Genomic DNA, 16,682 nt, shown 5'->3' with positions numbered 1-16,682 from the left:
CGTTCCTTTACTCCTCGACGATGGCGGAGCGATCTTCTCCGCCCAGGGCTTCCAGCAGCCCGGGAATCAGCCGTGACAGCTCCAGAGTCATGATGGTGAAAGCTGCATCAAACTTGGCCAGGGCGTCGTCGACATCGACGTCGTCCAATTGCTCTTGCAGGGTTTCACCGAATTTCAGCCGGCGTATGCCCAGCTCTTCGTCCAGTACGAACGAGACATTGTCGTCCCAGGTCAGGGCCAGCTTGGTCACCTGCATGCCAGCTTCCAGGTGGTTGCGGATCTCGTCGGCTCTGAGATCAAGGCCTTTACAGCGTACCACGCCGCCATCTTCTGACGGGTCTTTCAGTTCGCATTCGCTGCCCAGGGTAATGTTGGCAGGGTGATCAATGCTTTCGTTCAGCCAGCCGGTGAAGGTGAAGGCGGGGGATTGCTCAACCGCCGGCGGGCGCACAGGCAGTGATCCCAGGCTCTTGCGCAGGGTGGAGGCTAGATCTTCGGCCTGTTTCGCAGAGCCGGCATCAACCACCAGCACGCCGTCCTGAGGGGCCAGGTAAGCAAAGCATCGGCGGTTGCGTGAAAACGCCTGGGGCAGCATTTCCAGCATCACCTGTTCTTTCAGTTCGTCTTTTTCCTTCCGGCGCACCTTTCGGCCCTGCTCCAGCTCAATGGCTTCGGCACGCTCTTCCACAGCTTCCTTCACCACCGGCCCGGGCAGGATCTTCTCTTCTTTTCTCAGGGCAATCAGGTGATAACCGTTGGCGCTGTGCACCAGTTGGTCGCCATGCTTACCCAGGGGCGGAACCCAGCCCTGGCGATTGGTTTCCTGAGGACCACAGGGTTTGAATGCGTCCGCCTGGAGTTTCTCTTCCAGCGCTTCTGCGGAAATATCGAAAGGTTTGGTGAAACGGAAAACACGGGCATTACGAAACCACATGGGTCTGAATCCTTGCGTCAGGTCGGAGCTTGTCGAATCGAAAAAAGGGGAAGGGATGATACGGCTACCAGGCGGTAGCCGTAAAGTGACGGCAGGCCGGTCAGATCTGCATAACCTCCACCAGCACGGTTTTCACGATAAAGCCGACAACACCGGCGCCAAGCACGGTAAACAGCGCGATGGTGCCGAATTTGCCGGCCTGGGATTTCTTGGCCAGATCCCAAACAATGAAGCCCATCCAGGCAATAAGGCCGGTCAGAAACACCAGCATGGCGATCTGGGAAAATACTGCTTCGTTCATTGCTACTCCGATATCAACAGATGTCTGAAGGTGTTAAACACAGGTCGGAAAACCGCCTGACTACTGCTCGTCCCGCAGGAAAACCCAGTTGTTGTTATCGGATTGGTCTTCGCTGAAATAGTACCCCTCCAGGTTGAAGCCTTTGAGATCATCAGCCTGGGTAATTCGATTCTGGATGGCGTAACGGCACATCAGCCCCCGGGCTTTCTTGGCGTAGAAGCTGATCATCTTGTACTGGCCGTTTTTCCAGTCCTTGAACTGGGGGGTAACGAGGCGGGCGTCCAGGTGTTTTTTCTGCACGCTCTTGAAGTATTCGTTGGAGGCCAGATTCACCAGCACCTTGTCGTCGCTGGCCAGGAGCTGGTTCAGGGCATCGGTAATCTTGCTGCCCCAGAACGCGTACAGGTCTTTGCCCCGGGTATTTTCAAACCGGGTGCCCATTTCCAGTCGGTAGGGCTGCATCAGGTCCAGCGGTTTCAGCAGTCCGTAGAGGCCGGAGAGAATCCGCAGGTGTTTCTGGGCAAAACTGAAATCCTCACTACTGAAACTCTCGGCATCCAGACCGGTATAGACGTCGCCCTTGAACGCCAGAACGGCCTGCCGGGCATTATCCGGCGTAAACGGTGTGTGCCAGCACTGGAAGCGCTCGGCGTTCAGTTGCCCGAGTTTGTCGCTGATGCTCATCAGGTTGCTGACCTGATGCGGTTCCAGCTCCTTGAGCTGGTCAATCAGTTCACAGGCATCGTCCAGGAAGTCCGGTTGGGTATGGGTTTCCGTTGCCAGGGGGCTCTCATAATCCAGAGTCTTGGCAGGGGAGATGATCATCAGCATGTCAGAGGATCCTCATTGCAGAAACGTGAGTAACTGGTCCCTGGTGAATGGCCAGTCAAGCTCCGCCCCGGTGTCGTTGCGGCGCAGCACCGGGATGCGGGTGCCATAGCGCTCCACCAGGGCTTCGGACTGGGCGATGTCCACCACATCCACCGGAATAGGCTCGGGCATCGGGGTGCTGACCAGCAGCGCCTCTGCCAGTTCACACAAATGGCACTGGGGTGTGGTGTAAAAAAGCAGTTCCATTATTTTTTCGGCTGCGCGTCAATTTGCTGGCCGTTAACGCCCTTGCTGTCCCGGCCCATCAGGTAGAGGTACACGGGCATCAACTGTTCCGGATCCGGGTTTTTCTTCGGATCTTCCGCCGGGTAGGCCAGCACCCGCATGCCTGTGCGGGTCGCGCCCGGGTTCAGGCTGTTCACCCGGATATTGTGGCGCTCGTCGTCCAGCTCATCTGCGAGTAACTGCGCCAGGCCTTCAACGGCAAACTTGGAGACCGCGTAGGCTCCCCAGTATGCCCGTGCCTGCCGGCCAACGCCGGAAGAGGTAAAGATCATGGAGGCGTCATCGGATTTGCGCAGCAGCGGAATCATCGCCCGGCTCAGCAGGAATGGCGCTGTGGCATTCACGTGCATGACCTTGTTCCAGGTTTCCGGATCGTACAGCTCAACCGGGCTGCGAGCACCCAGAATTCCGGCATTGTGCAGGAGGCCATCCAGGCGACCGAAATTGTCTTCCAGGGTCATGGCCAGCTCTTCATAATCCTTGACCGCCGCCCCTTCAAAGTTCATAGGCACGATGGCAGGTTTGGGGTGGCCAGCAGCTTCAATCTCGTCGTAGACTTCCTCCAGCCGCGAGACCGTACGCCCAACCAGGATGACGGTGGCGCCATGGGCAGCAAAGGCTTTGGCGGCAGCGCGTCCGATACCACTGCCGGCACCGGTTACCATGACAATGCGGTCTTTCAGAAGATCGGCGGGTGCCTGGTAATCTTGCATAACCTGTCTCCGTAAATCAGGCCAGACCAGGCCTTGGCCAGCCCGGTCGAAAATAATTGGGCGCTATTGTAACAGCTTTGTCAGGTCGCTGACGGTATCGGCGATGCGGTCGGCTTGCCACAGGTCAACGGTCTCCGGTTGCTCTATGTAGCCGTAACGCACCGCGATGGTGTGCATTCCAGCGTTCCGGCCCGCTTCAATGTCCCGTTCATGATCACCGACATAAACAGATTTTATCGGTTCCACCTGAATCTGACGGCAGGCCAGCAGCAGTGACTCCGGGTGCGGCTTGCGTTCAGCCACATGGTCCGGGCAAATCAGGGCGGCACAGCGTTGCGCCAGGCCCAGGGCTTCGATCAGGGGCACTGCGAAGCGTGCGGGCTTGTTGGTGACAATCCCCCAGGGAATGCCCCGGCTCTCAAGGCTGCTCAGCAACTCGTCCATGCCCGGGAACAGGCTGGTTTCAACGGCCACACCGGTTTCATAGAGGTCGAGAAAGGCCGTGTGCTTTTCAGGATAACCCTCGTGTTCGGGCTCCAGCCCGAATCCCACCCGAATCATCGCCCGGGCGCCGTTGGAAACCGAGCGCCGGATCTGTTCTGCGGGCAGTGCCGGCATGCCGTGTTGCTGTCGGAGCTGGTTCAGGCAGCGGATGAAATCCGGGGCGGTGTCAATCAGGGTGCCGTCCAGGTCGAAGAGCACCGCCGCCGGTGTCTGCTCAGTCTTCACGGGTATCCCGGGCATGCATCAGGTAATTGACGTCTACATCCCGCCCAAGCTTGTACACCTTGGTGATAGGGTTGTAGGTCATGCCGGTGAGCTCGCGGACTTCCAGCCCGGCATGGCGAAGATGGTCAGACATCTCCGATGGACGGATAAACTTCTTCCACTCATGGGTGCCCTTGGGCAATAAGTTCAGAACGTATTCGGCACCGACAATGGCAAAGAGGAACGACTTGGGGTTGCGATTGATGGTCGACACGAACAGGTGGCCGCCGGGTTTCAGCATACTGGCGCAGGCTCGAATAACCGATGCCGGGTCGGGTACATGTTCGAGCATTTCCAGACAGGTAACCACGTCATACTGGCCGGCATGTTCAGGATCCCGCGCCAGTTCCTCAATGGTGGTCTGTCGATAGTCCACCTTCACGCCGGACTCCAGGCCATGGAGCTTGGCCACCGACAATGGCGCCTCGCCCATGTCGATACCGGTAACATGGGCGCCCCGAAGTGCCATGCCTTCGGACAGCAGACCGCCGCCGCAGCCAACGTCCAGAGCCCGTTTGCCGGCCAGCGAGACGCGCTCGTCGATGTAATTCAGTCGCAACGGGTTGATGTCGTGCAGGGGTTTGAATTCACTGGTCGGGTCCCACCAGCGGCTGGCGAGCGCCTCGAATTTCGCAATCTCGTTCTGGTCTACGTTCTGGTTGTTCATGTTCGGGGTTACTCCGGATAATCAGCTGAGAATCTGTTTGCGCCATTCGTTCACCCGCAGAACCAGATCTGGTACGTCTATGCGGGTTAGCCTGCCATCCTGTAATTGTGGTACGCCATGAATCCAGCTGTGGCTTACTGCCCGGCCGTGGTTGCTGTAGACCAGGTGCGAAGCGGGATCGTAGACAGGCTGCAGATAGGGGTCGCTCAAGTCGACGGCGATCAGATCTGCCAGTTTGCCCGCCACCAGGGAGCCGATGTCGTGGTCCCGCCCCAGGGCTCGGGCACCACTGAGGGTCGCCATTTCCAGCGCTTTGTGAGCCGACAGGGCTGCCGCATCGTCCGCCACAGCCTTGGCTACCATTGCGGCGGTTTTCAGTTCGCCGAACAGATCCAGATCGTTGTTGCTCGCGGCCCCATCGGTCCCGATGGTGACATTGATATCGTGATCCAGCAGTTTCTGCACCGGACAGAACCCGCTCGCCAGTTTCAGGTTGGACTCCGGGCAATGGACAACATGGGCGCCGGTCTTTTTCAGATGAGCCAGGTCGGATTCGTCGATCTGGGTCATGTGTACACACTGCGTATTGGTGCCGAGAACACCCAGGTCTGCCATACGCGCCAGTGGTCGCTGCCCGCTCGCTTTTACCGCTTCCGCTACTTCAAAGGCGGTTTCGTGCAAATGCAGTTGAATGGCGGCACCGGTTTGCTGCGCTAATTCCACGGCGGCACCCAGAGGACCGTCGGAAACGGTGTAAGGGGCGTGGGGCCCAATGGCAGGCATGATGTAGTCATCCCGCTGCCATTGTTCAATTAGGTCCGCACCTTTGCGCAGGTATTCTTCTGGCCCTGAACCCCATACCGTTGGCATATCCATCAGAGGAAAGCAGATCTGCGCACGCATGCCGGTGTCGTGGGCTGCCTGGGCAGTCACTTCCGGGAAGAAGTACATATCCGAAAACGTGGTGGTGCCGGTGCGGAGCATCTCTGCCATGGCCAGGCGCGTGCCGTCTGCCACGAACTGCTCGCTGACAAACTTGCCCTCTGCAGGCCAGATATGATCATTCAGCCAGGTCATCAATGGAAGGTCGTCAGCCAGGCCCCGGAACAGGGACATGGCGGTGTGGCCGTGCAGGTTGATCAGCCCGGGCAGGACAACATGCTGGTTCAGGTCGAGGGTTTCCCGGGTGCGATAACTCTGGTCTGCCTCAGCCTGCGGCACGATCGCCAGAATTCGGCTGCCTTGAAGGATTACGGCCTGGTGTTCAAGGACAACCCCGAAGGGTTCGACGGGAATCAGCCAGCGGGCATTGATTCGGGTATCGGCTGCGGTGATGGTTTCTGCCGTCATTAACCTGCCTTGCGGGTTCGGGGCACCGGAGGCGCCTTGAAATTCAATGGGCAAGTATAACCAGCGCGGTCAGGCAGAACTACCCCGGTGGTGGCCGCTGTGCTGCGATTTTCCAGACATTCATCAAGCCTCTTCAAATCAGGGCAGTCAATCTGGTTTGATAGGGCTATACTCGCTGTTTTTCTTTGGTTCGGGAGTTGTTTATGGCAGGTCGATCTTCCAATCGTTCCATCGGGACGGTGGCAATGCGCTGGCACGGGGACAGGCTGGAATTGCTGGATCAACGCCTGCTCCCGGCAGAGGAGCACTGGATTGTTGCGGATGGTGCCTCGGCGGTGGCCCAGTGCATAACGGATATGGTGGTGCGTGGGGCACCGGCCATCGGCATCAGTGCTGCGTACGGGGTGGCCCTGGCAGCCCGCCACGCAGGCGGAGGCGATTGGCAGGCCGAGATCAAACAGGCTATTCGAGTGTTGGCGAAATCCCGGCCTACGGCGGTGAACCTGTTCTGGGCGCTGGAGCGCATGGAAAAGGTGTTCCACGCCTGTCATTCTCTGGACGAAGCCACTGATCGGCTGGCGGCAGAGGCTGTTCGTCTGCATGAGGATGACCTGGCGGCCAACCTGGCCATGGCGGATTATGCGCTGGAGGTGATGAATCCCGACAAGCCTGTCGCAGTGCTGACCCACTGCAACACCGGTGCACTTGCCACCGGAGGATACGGTACCGCGTTGGGGGTGATTCGCCGTTTGCACGAGGAAAAACTGTTGAAGAGGGTCTATGCCGACGAAACCCGGCCCTGGCTTCAGGGCAGCCGGTTAACCGCCTGGGAGCTGACCCGTGACCATATTCCCGTTACGCTCAATGCCGATGGCGCGGCAGCGGCCATTATGGCTTCCGGCAAGGTTAAATGGATTGTTGTGGGTGCCGACCGGATAACTGCCAACGGTGATGTGGCGAACAAGATTGGTACCTATAACCTGGCGGTCCTGGCTCGGCACCACAAGATCGGGTTTATGGTGGTGGCTCCCTCCAGCACCGTGGATATGTCGCTGGAGTCCGGCAAGGATATTCCGATCGAAGAGCGGGAGGGCACCGAGGTTCGTGAAATCCGCGGGATTCCCCTGGCGCCCGCCGGCGTTCAGGTCTTCAATCCGGTCTTCGACGTGACACCGGCCAGCCTGATTGATGCCATCGTGACCGAGAAAGGCGCAGTGCGTAACCCCAACATCACCGGAATGCGGGCGCTGTTTACCTGATATTCCGTTTTGCCCCCGAGCTGGTTGCCGGCTTGTCCGGCGCTGGCTCGGCAGTCTTCATGCCAGCTTTCAGTTCTGCCACTTCCTTTTCCTGCTGTTCTATAAAATGCAGTGACATTTCAAAGCTCTGGCGGGTAAATTCCAGCACTTTGCGGAAGCCTTCATCCGACAGGTTTCTGGCATCGTCGTGCCGGCGGAAGATGTTGATGAATTCCCGTTCCCGCTCAAACTGGAGCGGAATCCGGCCAATACCCCAATCGTTGAGTATCTGCCACACCTCGGGGTTATAGTTACGGGTGGTGCGCATGATAAACGGGATCGGATCGTTGCGGGCCACCAGGGCGGCGAGTCTCAGGATCAGCTCGAAGGAGAGGGTGGAGGTGCCATTTTCAATGGCTTCCAGCAAAGACTTGTCTTTGAGGTTCAGGGCTTCACTCATTTCCGAGAGCGTGAGGCCCGCAACTTCCCGTATGTCTTTCAGCGATTGGCCGGCTGTCAGCATGGCCCGCAACTGATCCTGAGAGTTAATCAGGGCCCGACCGACCCGCAGGGAGGTGTCGGTTGCCCGGGCGCCCAGGCGAAGTGCCGAACCCGTCAACCCGGCTATGCGTTCCAGCATACCGTCTGGGGTTTTATCTTTCGGGCCAGAGGATTCCAGGCCCTCAGCTTCGTCCATGGAATACATGGCGTGCAGGGCGTCCAGTAGCATGTCCCGGAACACCCGGGCACGCTGTTGGGTACTCTGACCGCTTTCCCCGGACGGCTGCCCAGCCATGATTTATGGTGCCTCAGTCTTGGCCGCAAACTGGGTGGGCATCAGAATGGACGCCATACGTTGATCCAGCTCCAGCAGGTCGGCCATGATGTGTCCGCCTTCCTGGATGACGAAATCCAGCTCTTCGTCGGTGTTGTCCAGATCTGCCGCCTGTTGATCCTGCCAGTCTTCCAGAGCTTCCAGGTCTTCAAAAGGTTCTTCGCCCTTCAGTTCCCTGCGGGCATTGGCGATGGTCAGGCGGGTCTGCTCGATCTGGTTGTGCTGGTTCTTGCGCTCGTCCACGTTAAGGCTGACGTAATCCATCTGCCGCTGGCGGTTAAGGAACTCAATTTCCTTCTGCAGCAGCTTGAACTCCGTGTTGGTGGCGAACCGCTCTTCGTGGCGATTCCGCAGTTCGTCAATCACGCCGGTAAAGTCGAAATAGCGGGCATGGGGAACGGCCTCAATCTGGTCCCACGGCAGGGCGTGGTCCAGAGCGTCCTCACCAATTCGGGTTTTATCGATGCGCGACGGGATTTCGATGTCTGGAATCACCCCTTTGTGCTGGGTGGAACCGCCGGAAACCCGGTAAAACTTGGACTGTGTGATTTTCAATTGACCGTGGTTCAGTGGCCGAACGGCCTGAACCGTGCCTTTGCCGAAGGTTTGGGAGCCAACCACCAGGCCTCGACCATAATCCTGGATAGCGCCGGCGAAAATTTCAGAGGCGGAGGCGCTCATCCGGTTGACCAGCACCACCAGAGGGCCGTCGTAGACCACGGACGGATCCTCGTCTTCCAGTACCTGGACATCGTTGTTGGCGTTACGGATCTGGACCGTGGGGCCTTCGTCGATAAACAGACCAACCAGGTCGTTGGCTTCGTGCAGTGCGCCACCGCCGTTATTACGAAGATCCATGACCACGCCATCCACGCCGCTGGCCTTGAGTTCCTCAATCAGTTTACGCACATCGCGGGTGGTGCTTTTGTAATTTGGATCGCCAGCCTGCATGGCCTGGAAATCGGCGTAGAAGGTGGGGATATTGATGACCCCGATACGATAGGTCTCGCCGTTTCGGTCCAGTTCAATCACGTCTTTGCTGGCGCTTTGCTCCTCCAGCTTCACCTCGTCGCGCTTGATGGCGATGGTGCGTGTGATGGTCTCGTCACTGGCGTTGGCCGGTATTACTTCCAGGGTTACGGTGGAGTTACGGGGGCCGCGGATCAGATCCACCACCTCGTCCAGGCGCCAGCCGATCACGTTTACAGGCTTTTCCTCGCCCTGGGCAACCGAGACGATGCGGTCGGCAGGCTGCAGCTGACCCTGCTTGGAGGCCGGGCCACCGGGTACCAGACGCACTACCTTGGTGTACTCGTTATCGGATTGCAGTACCGCGCCGATGCCCTCCAGCGAGAGACTCATGTTGATATTGAAGTTCTCGGAGGTTCGGGGCGAAAAATAGGACGTGTGAGGGTCCCACATACCGGTAAAGGCATTCATGTAAGCCTGGAATGCATCTTCGCTGCGGGCCTGGTACGCGCGTTTGAGTTGCCCTTCATAGCGGCGGCGCAGCGTCTCTTCGATCGCTTCATCGTCTGCGCCGTTCAGTCTCTGGGCCAGAACCGCGTTTTTAATACGCTTCGTCCAGAGCTCGTCCAGAGCGGCTTGGTTTGCCTCCCAGGGCGCCTCGGAACGGTCGACGCGAATCCTGTCATCGGCAGCGAAGTCCAGTTGCTCAATACCGTTATCAATGAGCCCCAGGGCGAACTTCAGGCGTTCGATAACCCGCTGTTGAACCAGGTTGTAAATATCAAAGCCCGGCTGGAGTTGGCCGGTCTTGAGCGCTGACCCCAGGTGTTTCTTGACCCGGGAGAGGGCGTCAATGTCTTCCTGGGTCAGGTAGATTCTCTGGCTGTCGAGGTAATTCAGGTAGGCATCGAAAACATCGCCGGACAGTTCGTCGCTGATGCCGAGATTGCGGAAATGCGTGAACTGCAGCTGCCGGGCAATCAGAATGTTGGCGCGGGCCTGGTCAATAGTGGGCGCAACCGGCTCATACCTGGCGGAGTCATCAATCTTTGCGTAGGCGCCGGAGACAAGGAGGCCCAGGGCCAGAGCCGTGACCGCGCCTGCTTTCCGGGTGAGGGAAGTCAGGGAAGGGCGCTGCATGGAGTTTTCCGCAATGGTCATAAATGCATACCTGAAGCTGCTGGGAATCGCCACCAATGACAATGGGGGTGAATACCCGTGACTGTTCAATTTATTGTAGGCAACCGCTACACCTGTTGCCATAGGCCAGGGGTATAGCTTCGTGACAATATGTCCATATACGTTTCAGCCTGAGGCTAACTATGGGGGCGTGTGACCGGAAGTAAACTGTCGGGAGTGTGAGGGTAGAGGTGGCCGGAGGGTTTGGGCCCTCCGGCCGGCACGGTCAGCTGAAGTTTTCGTTGCGTTCGGCTTTCTGAAGCAACAGGGATGGTGGTGTGAATCGCTCACCGTACTGATCTGCCAACTGCTGCGCCCGCTCCGCAAAGGCCCGAACGCCATACTGGTTGACGAACTGGATGGCACCGCCGGTCCAGGGCGCGTAGCCAATACCGAAGATGCTGCCAATGTTGGCGTCTTCTACGGTTCTCAGCACTTCCTCCTCAAGACAGCGGATGGTCTCGATGGCCTGCATGAACAGGATGCGATCTTTCAGATCCTGCAGCTTCACACGGCGTGCCTTGTCCTGGTCCACGAACAGGTTTTCCAGTTCCGGCCACAGGTATTTTTTGCCCTTTTCCGGATACTCGTAGAAACCGGCACCGGCGGCTTTACCCTTGCGTCCGTGGGTATCCACCATGGCATCGATGACGGCTTCGGCTGGATGCGGCTGCCAGGTACCGCCGGCGGCTTCCGTGTCTTTCTTGCTTTGGGCGCGGATGTGCTGCATCAGGGTCATGCTGACTTCGTCAGAGATGGCCAGCGGTCCTACCGGCATGCCGGCCAGAAGTCCGGCATTCTCGATGCTTGAGGGGTGAATGCCCTCGGCCAGCATGCTGATACCTTCGTTCACGAAGGTGCCAAATACCCGAGAGGTAAAGAAGCCGCGGCTGTCGTTCACTACAATGGGAATCTTGCCTATTTGCTGCACGTAATCGAACGCCCGGGCCAGGGTGTCATCGGAGGTTTTCTCGCCGACGATGATTTCCACCAGTTGCATCTTGTCCACCGGGGAGAAGAAGTGCAGGCCGATAAAGTTGTCCGGCTTGGCCGAGGCCTGGGCCAACTGGGTGATGGGGATGGTGGAGGTGTTAGAGGCAAAAATGCCGTTAGCGACCATTTTCGGCTCGGATTCCCGGGTAACCTTTGCCTTCAGATCGCTGTCTTCAAAGACTGCCTCGATGATCAGGTCGCAACCTTCCAGGTCGTCGGCAGAGGCGGTGGCGTTGATGCGGGCCAACACTTCGTCTTTCTGGGCTTCGGTCATGCGGCCGCGACTGACTTTCTTCGCCAGAAGATTTTCGGAATAGCTTTTGCCTTTCTCGGCGTTTTCAACCGAGACATCCTTCAGCACCACCTCAATGCCGCGGCTGGCAGTGGAGTAGGCGATACCAGCGCCCATCATGCCTGCACCCAGTACCCCGACTTTCTTGAAGCTTTCCTTTTCTACGCCGTCCGGGCGACTGCCGCCGGCCTTGATGGCGTTGAGCTGGAACCAGAAGGTGCCCGTCATGTTTTTGGCCACCTGGCCGGTGGCCAGCTCGGCAAAGTAACGGGTTTCAATCAGGCTGCCATTGTCGAAATCCACCTGGGCGCCTTCCACCGCTGCTGCCAGAATCCGTTCCGGTGCCGGATAGCAGCCTTTGGTCTTCTGTTTGAGCATGGCCGGTGCAATAGCCAGTTTCTGGGCCATGGCCGGATGATGCGGAGCTCCGCCGGGGAAGCGGAAGCCTTTCTGATCCCAGGGTTGCTGGCACTTGGGATTGGCTTCGATGAAGGCCCGGGCCTTGGCGATCATGTCTTCCGGTGAGCTGGCGAGCTCATCCACGATACCGGCCTTCAGAGCGGCTTTTGGATTTACCTTCTTACCCTCCATCAGGAACGGGAAGGCGGCTTCCAGGCCAATCATCCGGGACAGTCGCTGGGTACCGCCACCGCCGGGCAGCAGGCCCAGGGTGACTTCCGGCAAGCCCAGTTGGGTCCGGTCATCATCAATGGCAACGCGATGATGGCAGGCCAGGGCGAGTTCCAGGCCACCACCCAGAGCGGTGCCGTTGATAGCCGCCACCACAGGTTTGCCACAGGTTTCCAGCACCCGCATGTCGGCTTTCAGGCCGTTGACCATGTCTTCAAACTCTTTGGCCTGTTCGCGGGTCACTGAGTACAGCTCATTCAGGTCGCCACCGGCAAAGAAGCTTTTCTTGGCGGAGGCGATGATAATGCCTTTGACATTATCCAGGTCGCCTTTGACCTTGTTGACGGTTTCGGTCAGCGCAGTTCGAAACTCGCCGTTCATGGTGTTGGCGGACTGGCCCGGCATGTCGATGGTCAGGGTCAGTATCTGGTCTGAACCCAGGTCGTATTTGATGGCACTCATGGTCGGTTCCTTTTATATGAAAGTGGCGTTCAGACGCGCTCGATGATAGTGGCAATGCCCATGCCGCCGCCCACACACAACGTGGCCAGGCCGTAGCGCAGTTCTCGGCGTTCCAGTTCATCCAGCAGGGTACCGAGGATGATGGCGCCGGTGGCACCCAGCGGGTGGCCCATGGCGATGGCGCCGCCGTTCACATTCACTTTCTCGTCCGGAACAGACAACTCTTTCTGGAAGCGCATCACCACCGACGCGAAGGCTTCGTTCACTTCAAACAGGTCGATCTGGTCCACCGTCATACCGGCTTTCTCCAGTGCCTTGCGGGCAGCCGGGGCAGGGCCGGTGAGCATAATGGTGGGGTCTGTGCTGGTAACTGCAGTGGCTACGATGCGGGCGCGGGGCTTGAGGCCGAGCTCCTTGCCCTTGGCTTCGCTGCCAATCAGCATGGCGGTGGCACCGTCGACAATGCCGGAAGAGTTGCCGGCGTGGTGCACGTGGTTGATCTTCTCCACGTAGTGGTATTTTTCCCGCGCGACGCCGTCAAAGCCCATCTCACCCATCATCTGGAACGAGGGCTTGAGGCCTGCCAGGGATTCCACGGTCGTGTTGCCGCGAACGTGCTCGTCCCGGTCCAGTATGACCACGCCGTTCTGATCAGTAACCGGCACGATGGATTTGGCGAAATAACCCTTTTCCCAGGCGTTGGCGGCTTTTTGCTGGGACTTTACGGCAAAGCCGTCGACATCTTCGCGAGTGAAGCCTTCCAGAGTGGCGATCAGGTCGGCGCCGATACCTTGCGGCATGAAACCTGTATGCAGGTTGGTTTCCGGGTCGGTCGCCCAGGCGCCTCCATCGGAACCCATGGGTACGCGCGACATCGCCTCTACACCACCGGCAACCACCATGTCTTCCCACCCGGAGCGCACTTTCATGGCGGCCAGGTTCACGGCTTCCAGGCCGGAGGCGCAGAAGCGGTTCAGGGTCACGCCGGCGACCTTCTCATCCCAATCAGCGGCCAGTGCCGCCGTCTTGGCGATATCCGCGCCCTGGTCACCCACGGCGGTGACGCAGCCCATGACGACATCATCTACCTGAGAGGTGTCGAGCCGGTTGCGCTCTTCCAGAGCCTTGAGCACGGTAGTGAGCAGCGTGATCGGCTTAACACTGTGCAGTGAGCCATCTTTCTTGCCGCGGCCGCGGGGGGTGCGAACGGCATCGAAAATGTACGCCTCGGTGGTCATATCTGTTCCTCTGATTGTTATCCGGGCTTGTTTTCAAAGAGTGATAACCATAGCGGTTCAGTGTAGTCCCCGGTAATGACAGCCGCTGCCAATCCCATTGGCGAAATTGCTCAGGGACAATGACACAAACGCTTGTGACTTCTATCTTGAATAAAGATTGATCCTATAAAGCAGGCAGGTGTAACCATGTCTCTGAGAGATGCTATCGATAATTTCTACGAAAGGCTGGTGCTGGATGCGATCGATGCAACCCGGGAGGAGTCGGACACAGCGGATTATCTGACCGACGTGATGTGTGTGGCTCTGAATCGTTTGCCGGCCAGGTACTATCGGCACACCATCGATATGATGTTCTACCTTGCCGATGAGGAATTAAAGGAGATGAAAGAAAAATCCCTGGCTGCGGTCAGGCAAGCCAGGGATTTTGTAAGGCAGCATCAGAGAGAATGATGCTTTAGTGCTGCAGGCGGTTTTCCAAAGCCTGAACCAGTCGACCAGCGTGTTCTGTGCTCTGGTCGTTCATCTCCGGGTGCAGGCACCAGAGTGCGATCAGCCTTTCCAGTTCCTGCTCGGGTGTGGTTTGATCGCCACCACCCAGGCCTTCGGCCAGACGCTGAACCTGGATTTCCATACGCCGTCCCTGGTCTGAGTCCGGAGTCTCCTGGCCGGCAACGATCTCCGCCCTGATCACCAGGTCTCTACCTGTAAGAGAGGTCGCGCCGTTAACCAGATTCTGCCAGTTTGAAGGAACCTGTTCCGGGGCAAGGGCGCCACCCACACGCTCTTTGATCAGTGTCTTCCAGTTATCGAGTCTGGCTTTCAGCTTTTTGCGCTGCCCCAGCTCTGTCAGATGCTGACGAAGGTCTTGTACTTCGCCCCTAACCGGTCGTGAGAGCGGCATATCGGCTAACGGCTTGAGCTCGGTCTTGGCTTCATGGATCAACGCATCGTCAGCCTTTGTGCCGAGATCGCGGTACTTGGCAACCACTGCGCGAGCGTCGGCGTCAGCCTTCTCAGTCGCTTGTTGCTGTGCAGACCGCTGGGCATCGCGTCGCTCGAAGATCTGGTCGCAGGCTTGGCGGAACGCCTGCCAGAGCTTGCGATCTTCGCGGTGCCGGGTGATGCCGATACGCTTCCATTCCGATTGCAGGGCTTTGGCCTGATCCATGGCCTCCTGAAGAGGCTCATGGTCAATCAACGCCTGAGCCCGCTCGACAATCGCCTGTTTGGCGGCCTCGTTTTTCTGTCGCTCCTCGTCCAGGGGCCGCTCCAGGTTCTTCAGCAGGTCGTCAAACCGCTTCTGTACCTGCCGGTTAGCCCGGAAGTCTACCGGCCAGGCCGCTTTCCATTCCTGACGGGCGGTCTGATGAATCCGTTCGGCACCTTTCCAGTCAATACTGGCCCAGTCTGCCTGCGCGAGGAATCGTTCGAGTTCCTCGCAGATGGCTTCCCGTTTGTGAAGGTTGGCCTGTTTGAGATCGGCTTTTGCCTCGAAGTAGGCTTTGCAGGGCTCATAGGCCTGATCTGACGCCGCTTTGAAACGATTCCAGAGGGTTCGGTCGGACGAGCCGCCGAGCTCTCGCCATTCGTTCTGCAGTTCTTTGATTCGCTCTGCCTTGGCCTCCGGCTCCATCGGTTGTTCCGCCAGATATTCCATCTGTTCGCAAAGAGAGACCTGCTTGGGCTCGGTGGCGAATCCCTGCCAATCGCTCAGTTCCCGGAACTGGCCGGCAAGTAACTGCATCTTCGCCTGGACGTTCTTGCGGTGGCGATCATCAAGCGCCTGAAACTGGTTCTGGGCTGCTTTCAGGAGCTGGCGGGATTCACGGAACTGTTTTGCTTCCAGGGCGGCTTCCAGTTTGGGCAGTGTGGTATTGAGAGCGGCCGCATTTGCTTGCTGCTGTTCCCGGGTTCCGTCTGACGTGGGCTGGGCGCGCGGCTTGCCGGCCAGGGCCCGCAGTTCTGCAAGGGCCTGGGGTAGCGGGAAATTCTGCGGCCAGGCCACTTCCTGAAGCAGTGCTTTTGCGGCAGTCTGAGGGCTGTCAGTATCGTTGCTTTCCAGCTCACCGATTTGTGGTCGTGCCAGATTCAGGCGCCGCACCGCACCAAGGTAGTTGCGCAGAGCCAGCATGGCCTGTTCGTATTGCTTCTGCTCCTGTTTGTCCACCTGGGTGTCCCGCGTGGCTTCCAGCCATCGGTTTTCCTGGGTTTTCTGCAACGCATCGAGGGCAGATTCTGAGGGAAGTCCAGAGGGCGCTGCGGCTTTAAGCTGGTTCAGGGTTTGCTGCAGCAGTTCCAGTGTTTCCTGCCGTTGCTGCTTCTGATCGAGGTGCCGCTGCTCTTCCTGGCGCGTCTCATCCAGTTGCTTCTGGCGTTCACGAATCTGGTGGACCGCTTGCAGGAATTGCTGGGTCTGCTCTGCGCTGGCCTTGTTTTCAACGCTTTGCCAGTGATCCTGGAGAGCGTTCAGTCGGGCCTCGTAGAGCTTGGTATCTTCGCTTCTGGCCTGCTCCTGTGCCTGGCTGACCAGTTCAGTGATGCGATGCTGGATGGCCGCTTCGCTGGCCTGTTGTTCCTTCAGGGTTTGAAGTGACTGTTTGACAGTCTGGTAAACACTTTTATCGCGGCCTTTTGCCTGTTTCAGTACCGCCTGTAGGTGCTCTTCCTGGTTAATCTGGCTCGCTGCCTGCAATCGAATGGCGGAGGTCACACCTTCTATTGCCAGAGCCGCGAGTTCCGATTGTTCAGGGCTGGCGTCAAGCTGGCGTTCCTGCTGCTGGCGCAACTGCTGTCGGTTGTCTTCTTCGGTTGGCTGGTTGCTTTGCTGTTTTTCGGATGCTTTGTCGCTTACGGGTGAGAGGGTTTTGCGGTTCTTGAACAATTTCTGAATGAATGCAGCCATAAACGGTATCCTTGGGATTGCAACCAGTTTGCGGTGGCGGCAGAGTATCTCCGCCTTCCGGCCCGATCAGGTGTCTGTTTCGGGTAGTGTGTTTG

The 16,682-nt window shown here is 58.3% G+C and carries 15 protein-coding genes; 2 read left to right on the top strand and 13 right to left on the bottom strand.

Features of this window, described 5'->3' with window-relative positions; genetic code table 11:
* Nucleotides 1-7: 7 nt before the first annotated feature.
* From rdgC to MARHY_RS11500, 8 genes are all read right to left on the bottom strand, one after another.
* On the bottom strand, nucleotides 8-934 hold the full coding sequence (gene rdgC, locus MARHY_RS11535) for a recombination-associated protein RdgC (protein WP_014421962.1): 927 nt from the start codon (nucleotides 932-934) through the stop codon (nucleotides 8-10).
* A gap of 100 nt (nucleotides 935-1,034) precedes the next feature.
* A complete protein-coding gene (locus MARHY_RS11530) occupies nucleotides 1,035-1,235 on the bottom strand; it encodes a DUF2788 domain-containing protein (protein ID WP_011785959.1) in 201 nt (66 codons plus the stop codon).
* 60 nt (nucleotides 1,236-1,295) lie between these two features.
* Nucleotides 1,296-2,066, bottom strand: coding sequence for a peroxide stress protein YaaA (gene yaaA / locus MARHY_RS11525; protein ID WP_014421961.1), 771 nt, complete (start codon nucleotides 2,064-2,066; stop codon nucleotides 1,296-1,298).
* 12 nt (nucleotides 2,067-2,078) lie between these two features.
* Complete coding sequence (locus MARHY_RS11520) at nucleotides 2,079-2,312, bottom strand: glutaredoxin family protein (RefSeq protein WP_014421960.1); 234 nt, start codon at nucleotides 2,310-2,312, stop codon at nucleotides 2,079-2,081.
* Complete coding sequence (locus MARHY_RS11515) at nucleotides 2,312-3,064, bottom strand: YciK family oxidoreductase (protein WP_014421959.1); 753 nt, start codon at nucleotides 3,062-3,064, stop codon at nucleotides 2,312-2,314. The genes MARHY_RS11520 and MARHY_RS11515 overlap by 1 nt, the downstream gene beginning before the upstream one ends.
* 63 nt (nucleotides 3,065-3,127) lie before the next feature.
* On the bottom strand, nucleotides 3,128-3,808 hold the full coding sequence (gph, locus tag MARHY_RS11510; protein WP_158011885.1) for a phosphoglycolate phosphatase: 681 nt from the start codon (nucleotides 3,806-3,808) through the stop codon (nucleotides 3,128-3,130).
* Entirely contained in the window at nucleotides 3,783-4,499 is a 717-nt protein-coding gene (ubiG, locus tag MARHY_RS11505; protein WP_014421957.1) for a bifunctional 2-polyprenyl-6-hydroxyphenol methylase/3-demethylubiquinol 3-O-methyltransferase UbiG, read from the bottom strand. Before ubiG ends, gph begins: the two co-directional genes overlap by 26 nt.
* 21 nt (nucleotides 4,500-4,520) lie before the next feature.
* Nucleotides 4,521-5,849, bottom strand: a complete 1,329-nt coding sequence (locus tag MARHY_RS11500; protein WP_014421956.1) for a TRZ/ATZ family hydrolase — start codon at nucleotides 5,847-5,849, stop codon at nucleotides 4,521-4,523.
* Nucleotides 5,850-6,052: 203 nt separating this feature from the next.
* Here MARHY_RS11500 and mtnA point away from each other — a divergent pair, with 203 nt between their 5' ends.
* Complete coding sequence (mtnA, locus tag MARHY_RS11495; RefSeq protein ID WP_141068010.1) at nucleotides 6,053-7,108, top strand: S-methyl-5-thioribose-1-phosphate isomerase; 1,056 nt, start codon at nucleotides 6,053-6,055, stop codon at nucleotides 7,106-7,108.
* Here the strand turns inward: mtnA and MARHY_RS11490 are convergent.
* The 4 genes from MARHY_RS11490 to MARHY_RS11475 form a co-directional block, all read right to left on the bottom strand.
* Nucleotides 7,101-7,883, bottom strand: coding sequence for a helix-turn-helix domain-containing protein (locus MARHY_RS11490; protein WP_014421954.1), 783 nt, complete (start codon nucleotides 7,881-7,883; stop codon nucleotides 7,101-7,103). The two genes, mtnA and MARHY_RS11490, sit on opposite strands and share 8 nt — an antisense overlap.
* A gap of 3 nt (nucleotides 7,884-7,886) precedes the next feature.
* Complete coding sequence (locus tag MARHY_RS11485; RefSeq protein WP_014421953.1) at nucleotides 7,887-10,052, bottom strand: carboxy terminal-processing peptidase; 2,166 nt, start codon at nucleotides 10,050-10,052, stop codon at nucleotides 7,887-7,889.
* Nucleotides 10,053-10,296: 244 nt separating this feature from the next.
* The gene (locus tag MARHY_RS11480) at nucleotides 10,297-12,447 is read right to left on the bottom strand and encodes a 3-hydroxyacyl-CoA dehydrogenase NAD-binding domain-containing protein (protein ID WP_014421952.1); all 2,151 of its coding nucleotides are present in this window, start codon (nucleotides 12,445-12,447) and stop codon (nucleotides 10,297-10,299) included.
* 29 nt (nucleotides 12,448-12,476) lie between these two features.
* Nucleotides 12,477-13,685 (bottom strand): acetyl-CoA C-acetyltransferase, encoded by a 1,209-nt coding sequence (locus MARHY_RS11475; protein ID WP_014421951.1) that lies wholly within the window; start codon nucleotides 13,683-13,685, stop codon nucleotides 12,477-12,479.
* Nucleotides 13,686-13,871: 186 nt separating this feature from the next.
* On the opposite strand from MARHY_RS11475, the gene MARHY_RS11470 reads away from it, so the two are divergent.
* The gene (locus MARHY_RS11470) at nucleotides 13,872-14,135 is read left to right on the top strand and encodes a late competence development ComFB family protein (protein ID WP_014421950.1); all 264 of its coding nucleotides are present in this window, start codon (nucleotides 13,872-13,874) and stop codon (nucleotides 14,133-14,135) included.
* Between the two features lie 4 nt (nucleotides 14,136-14,139).
* On the opposite strand, the gene MARHY_RS11465 is transcribed toward MARHY_RS11470, so the two are convergent.
* A complete protein-coding gene (locus MARHY_RS11465; RefSeq protein WP_014421949.1) occupies nucleotides 14,140-16,587 on the bottom strand; it encodes a DUF349 domain-containing protein in 2,448 nt (815 codons plus the stop codon).
* Nucleotides 16,588-16,682: the final 95 nt, after the last annotated feature.

It is taken from the genome of Marinobacter nauticus ATCC 49840, assembly GCF_000284615.1.
GTDB classification, from domain to species: domain Bacteria; phylum Pseudomonadota; class Gammaproteobacteria; order Pseudomonadales; family Oleiphilaceae; genus Marinobacter; species Marinobacter nauticus.
This window is presented reverse-complemented; position numbering and strand designations above follow the sequence as displayed.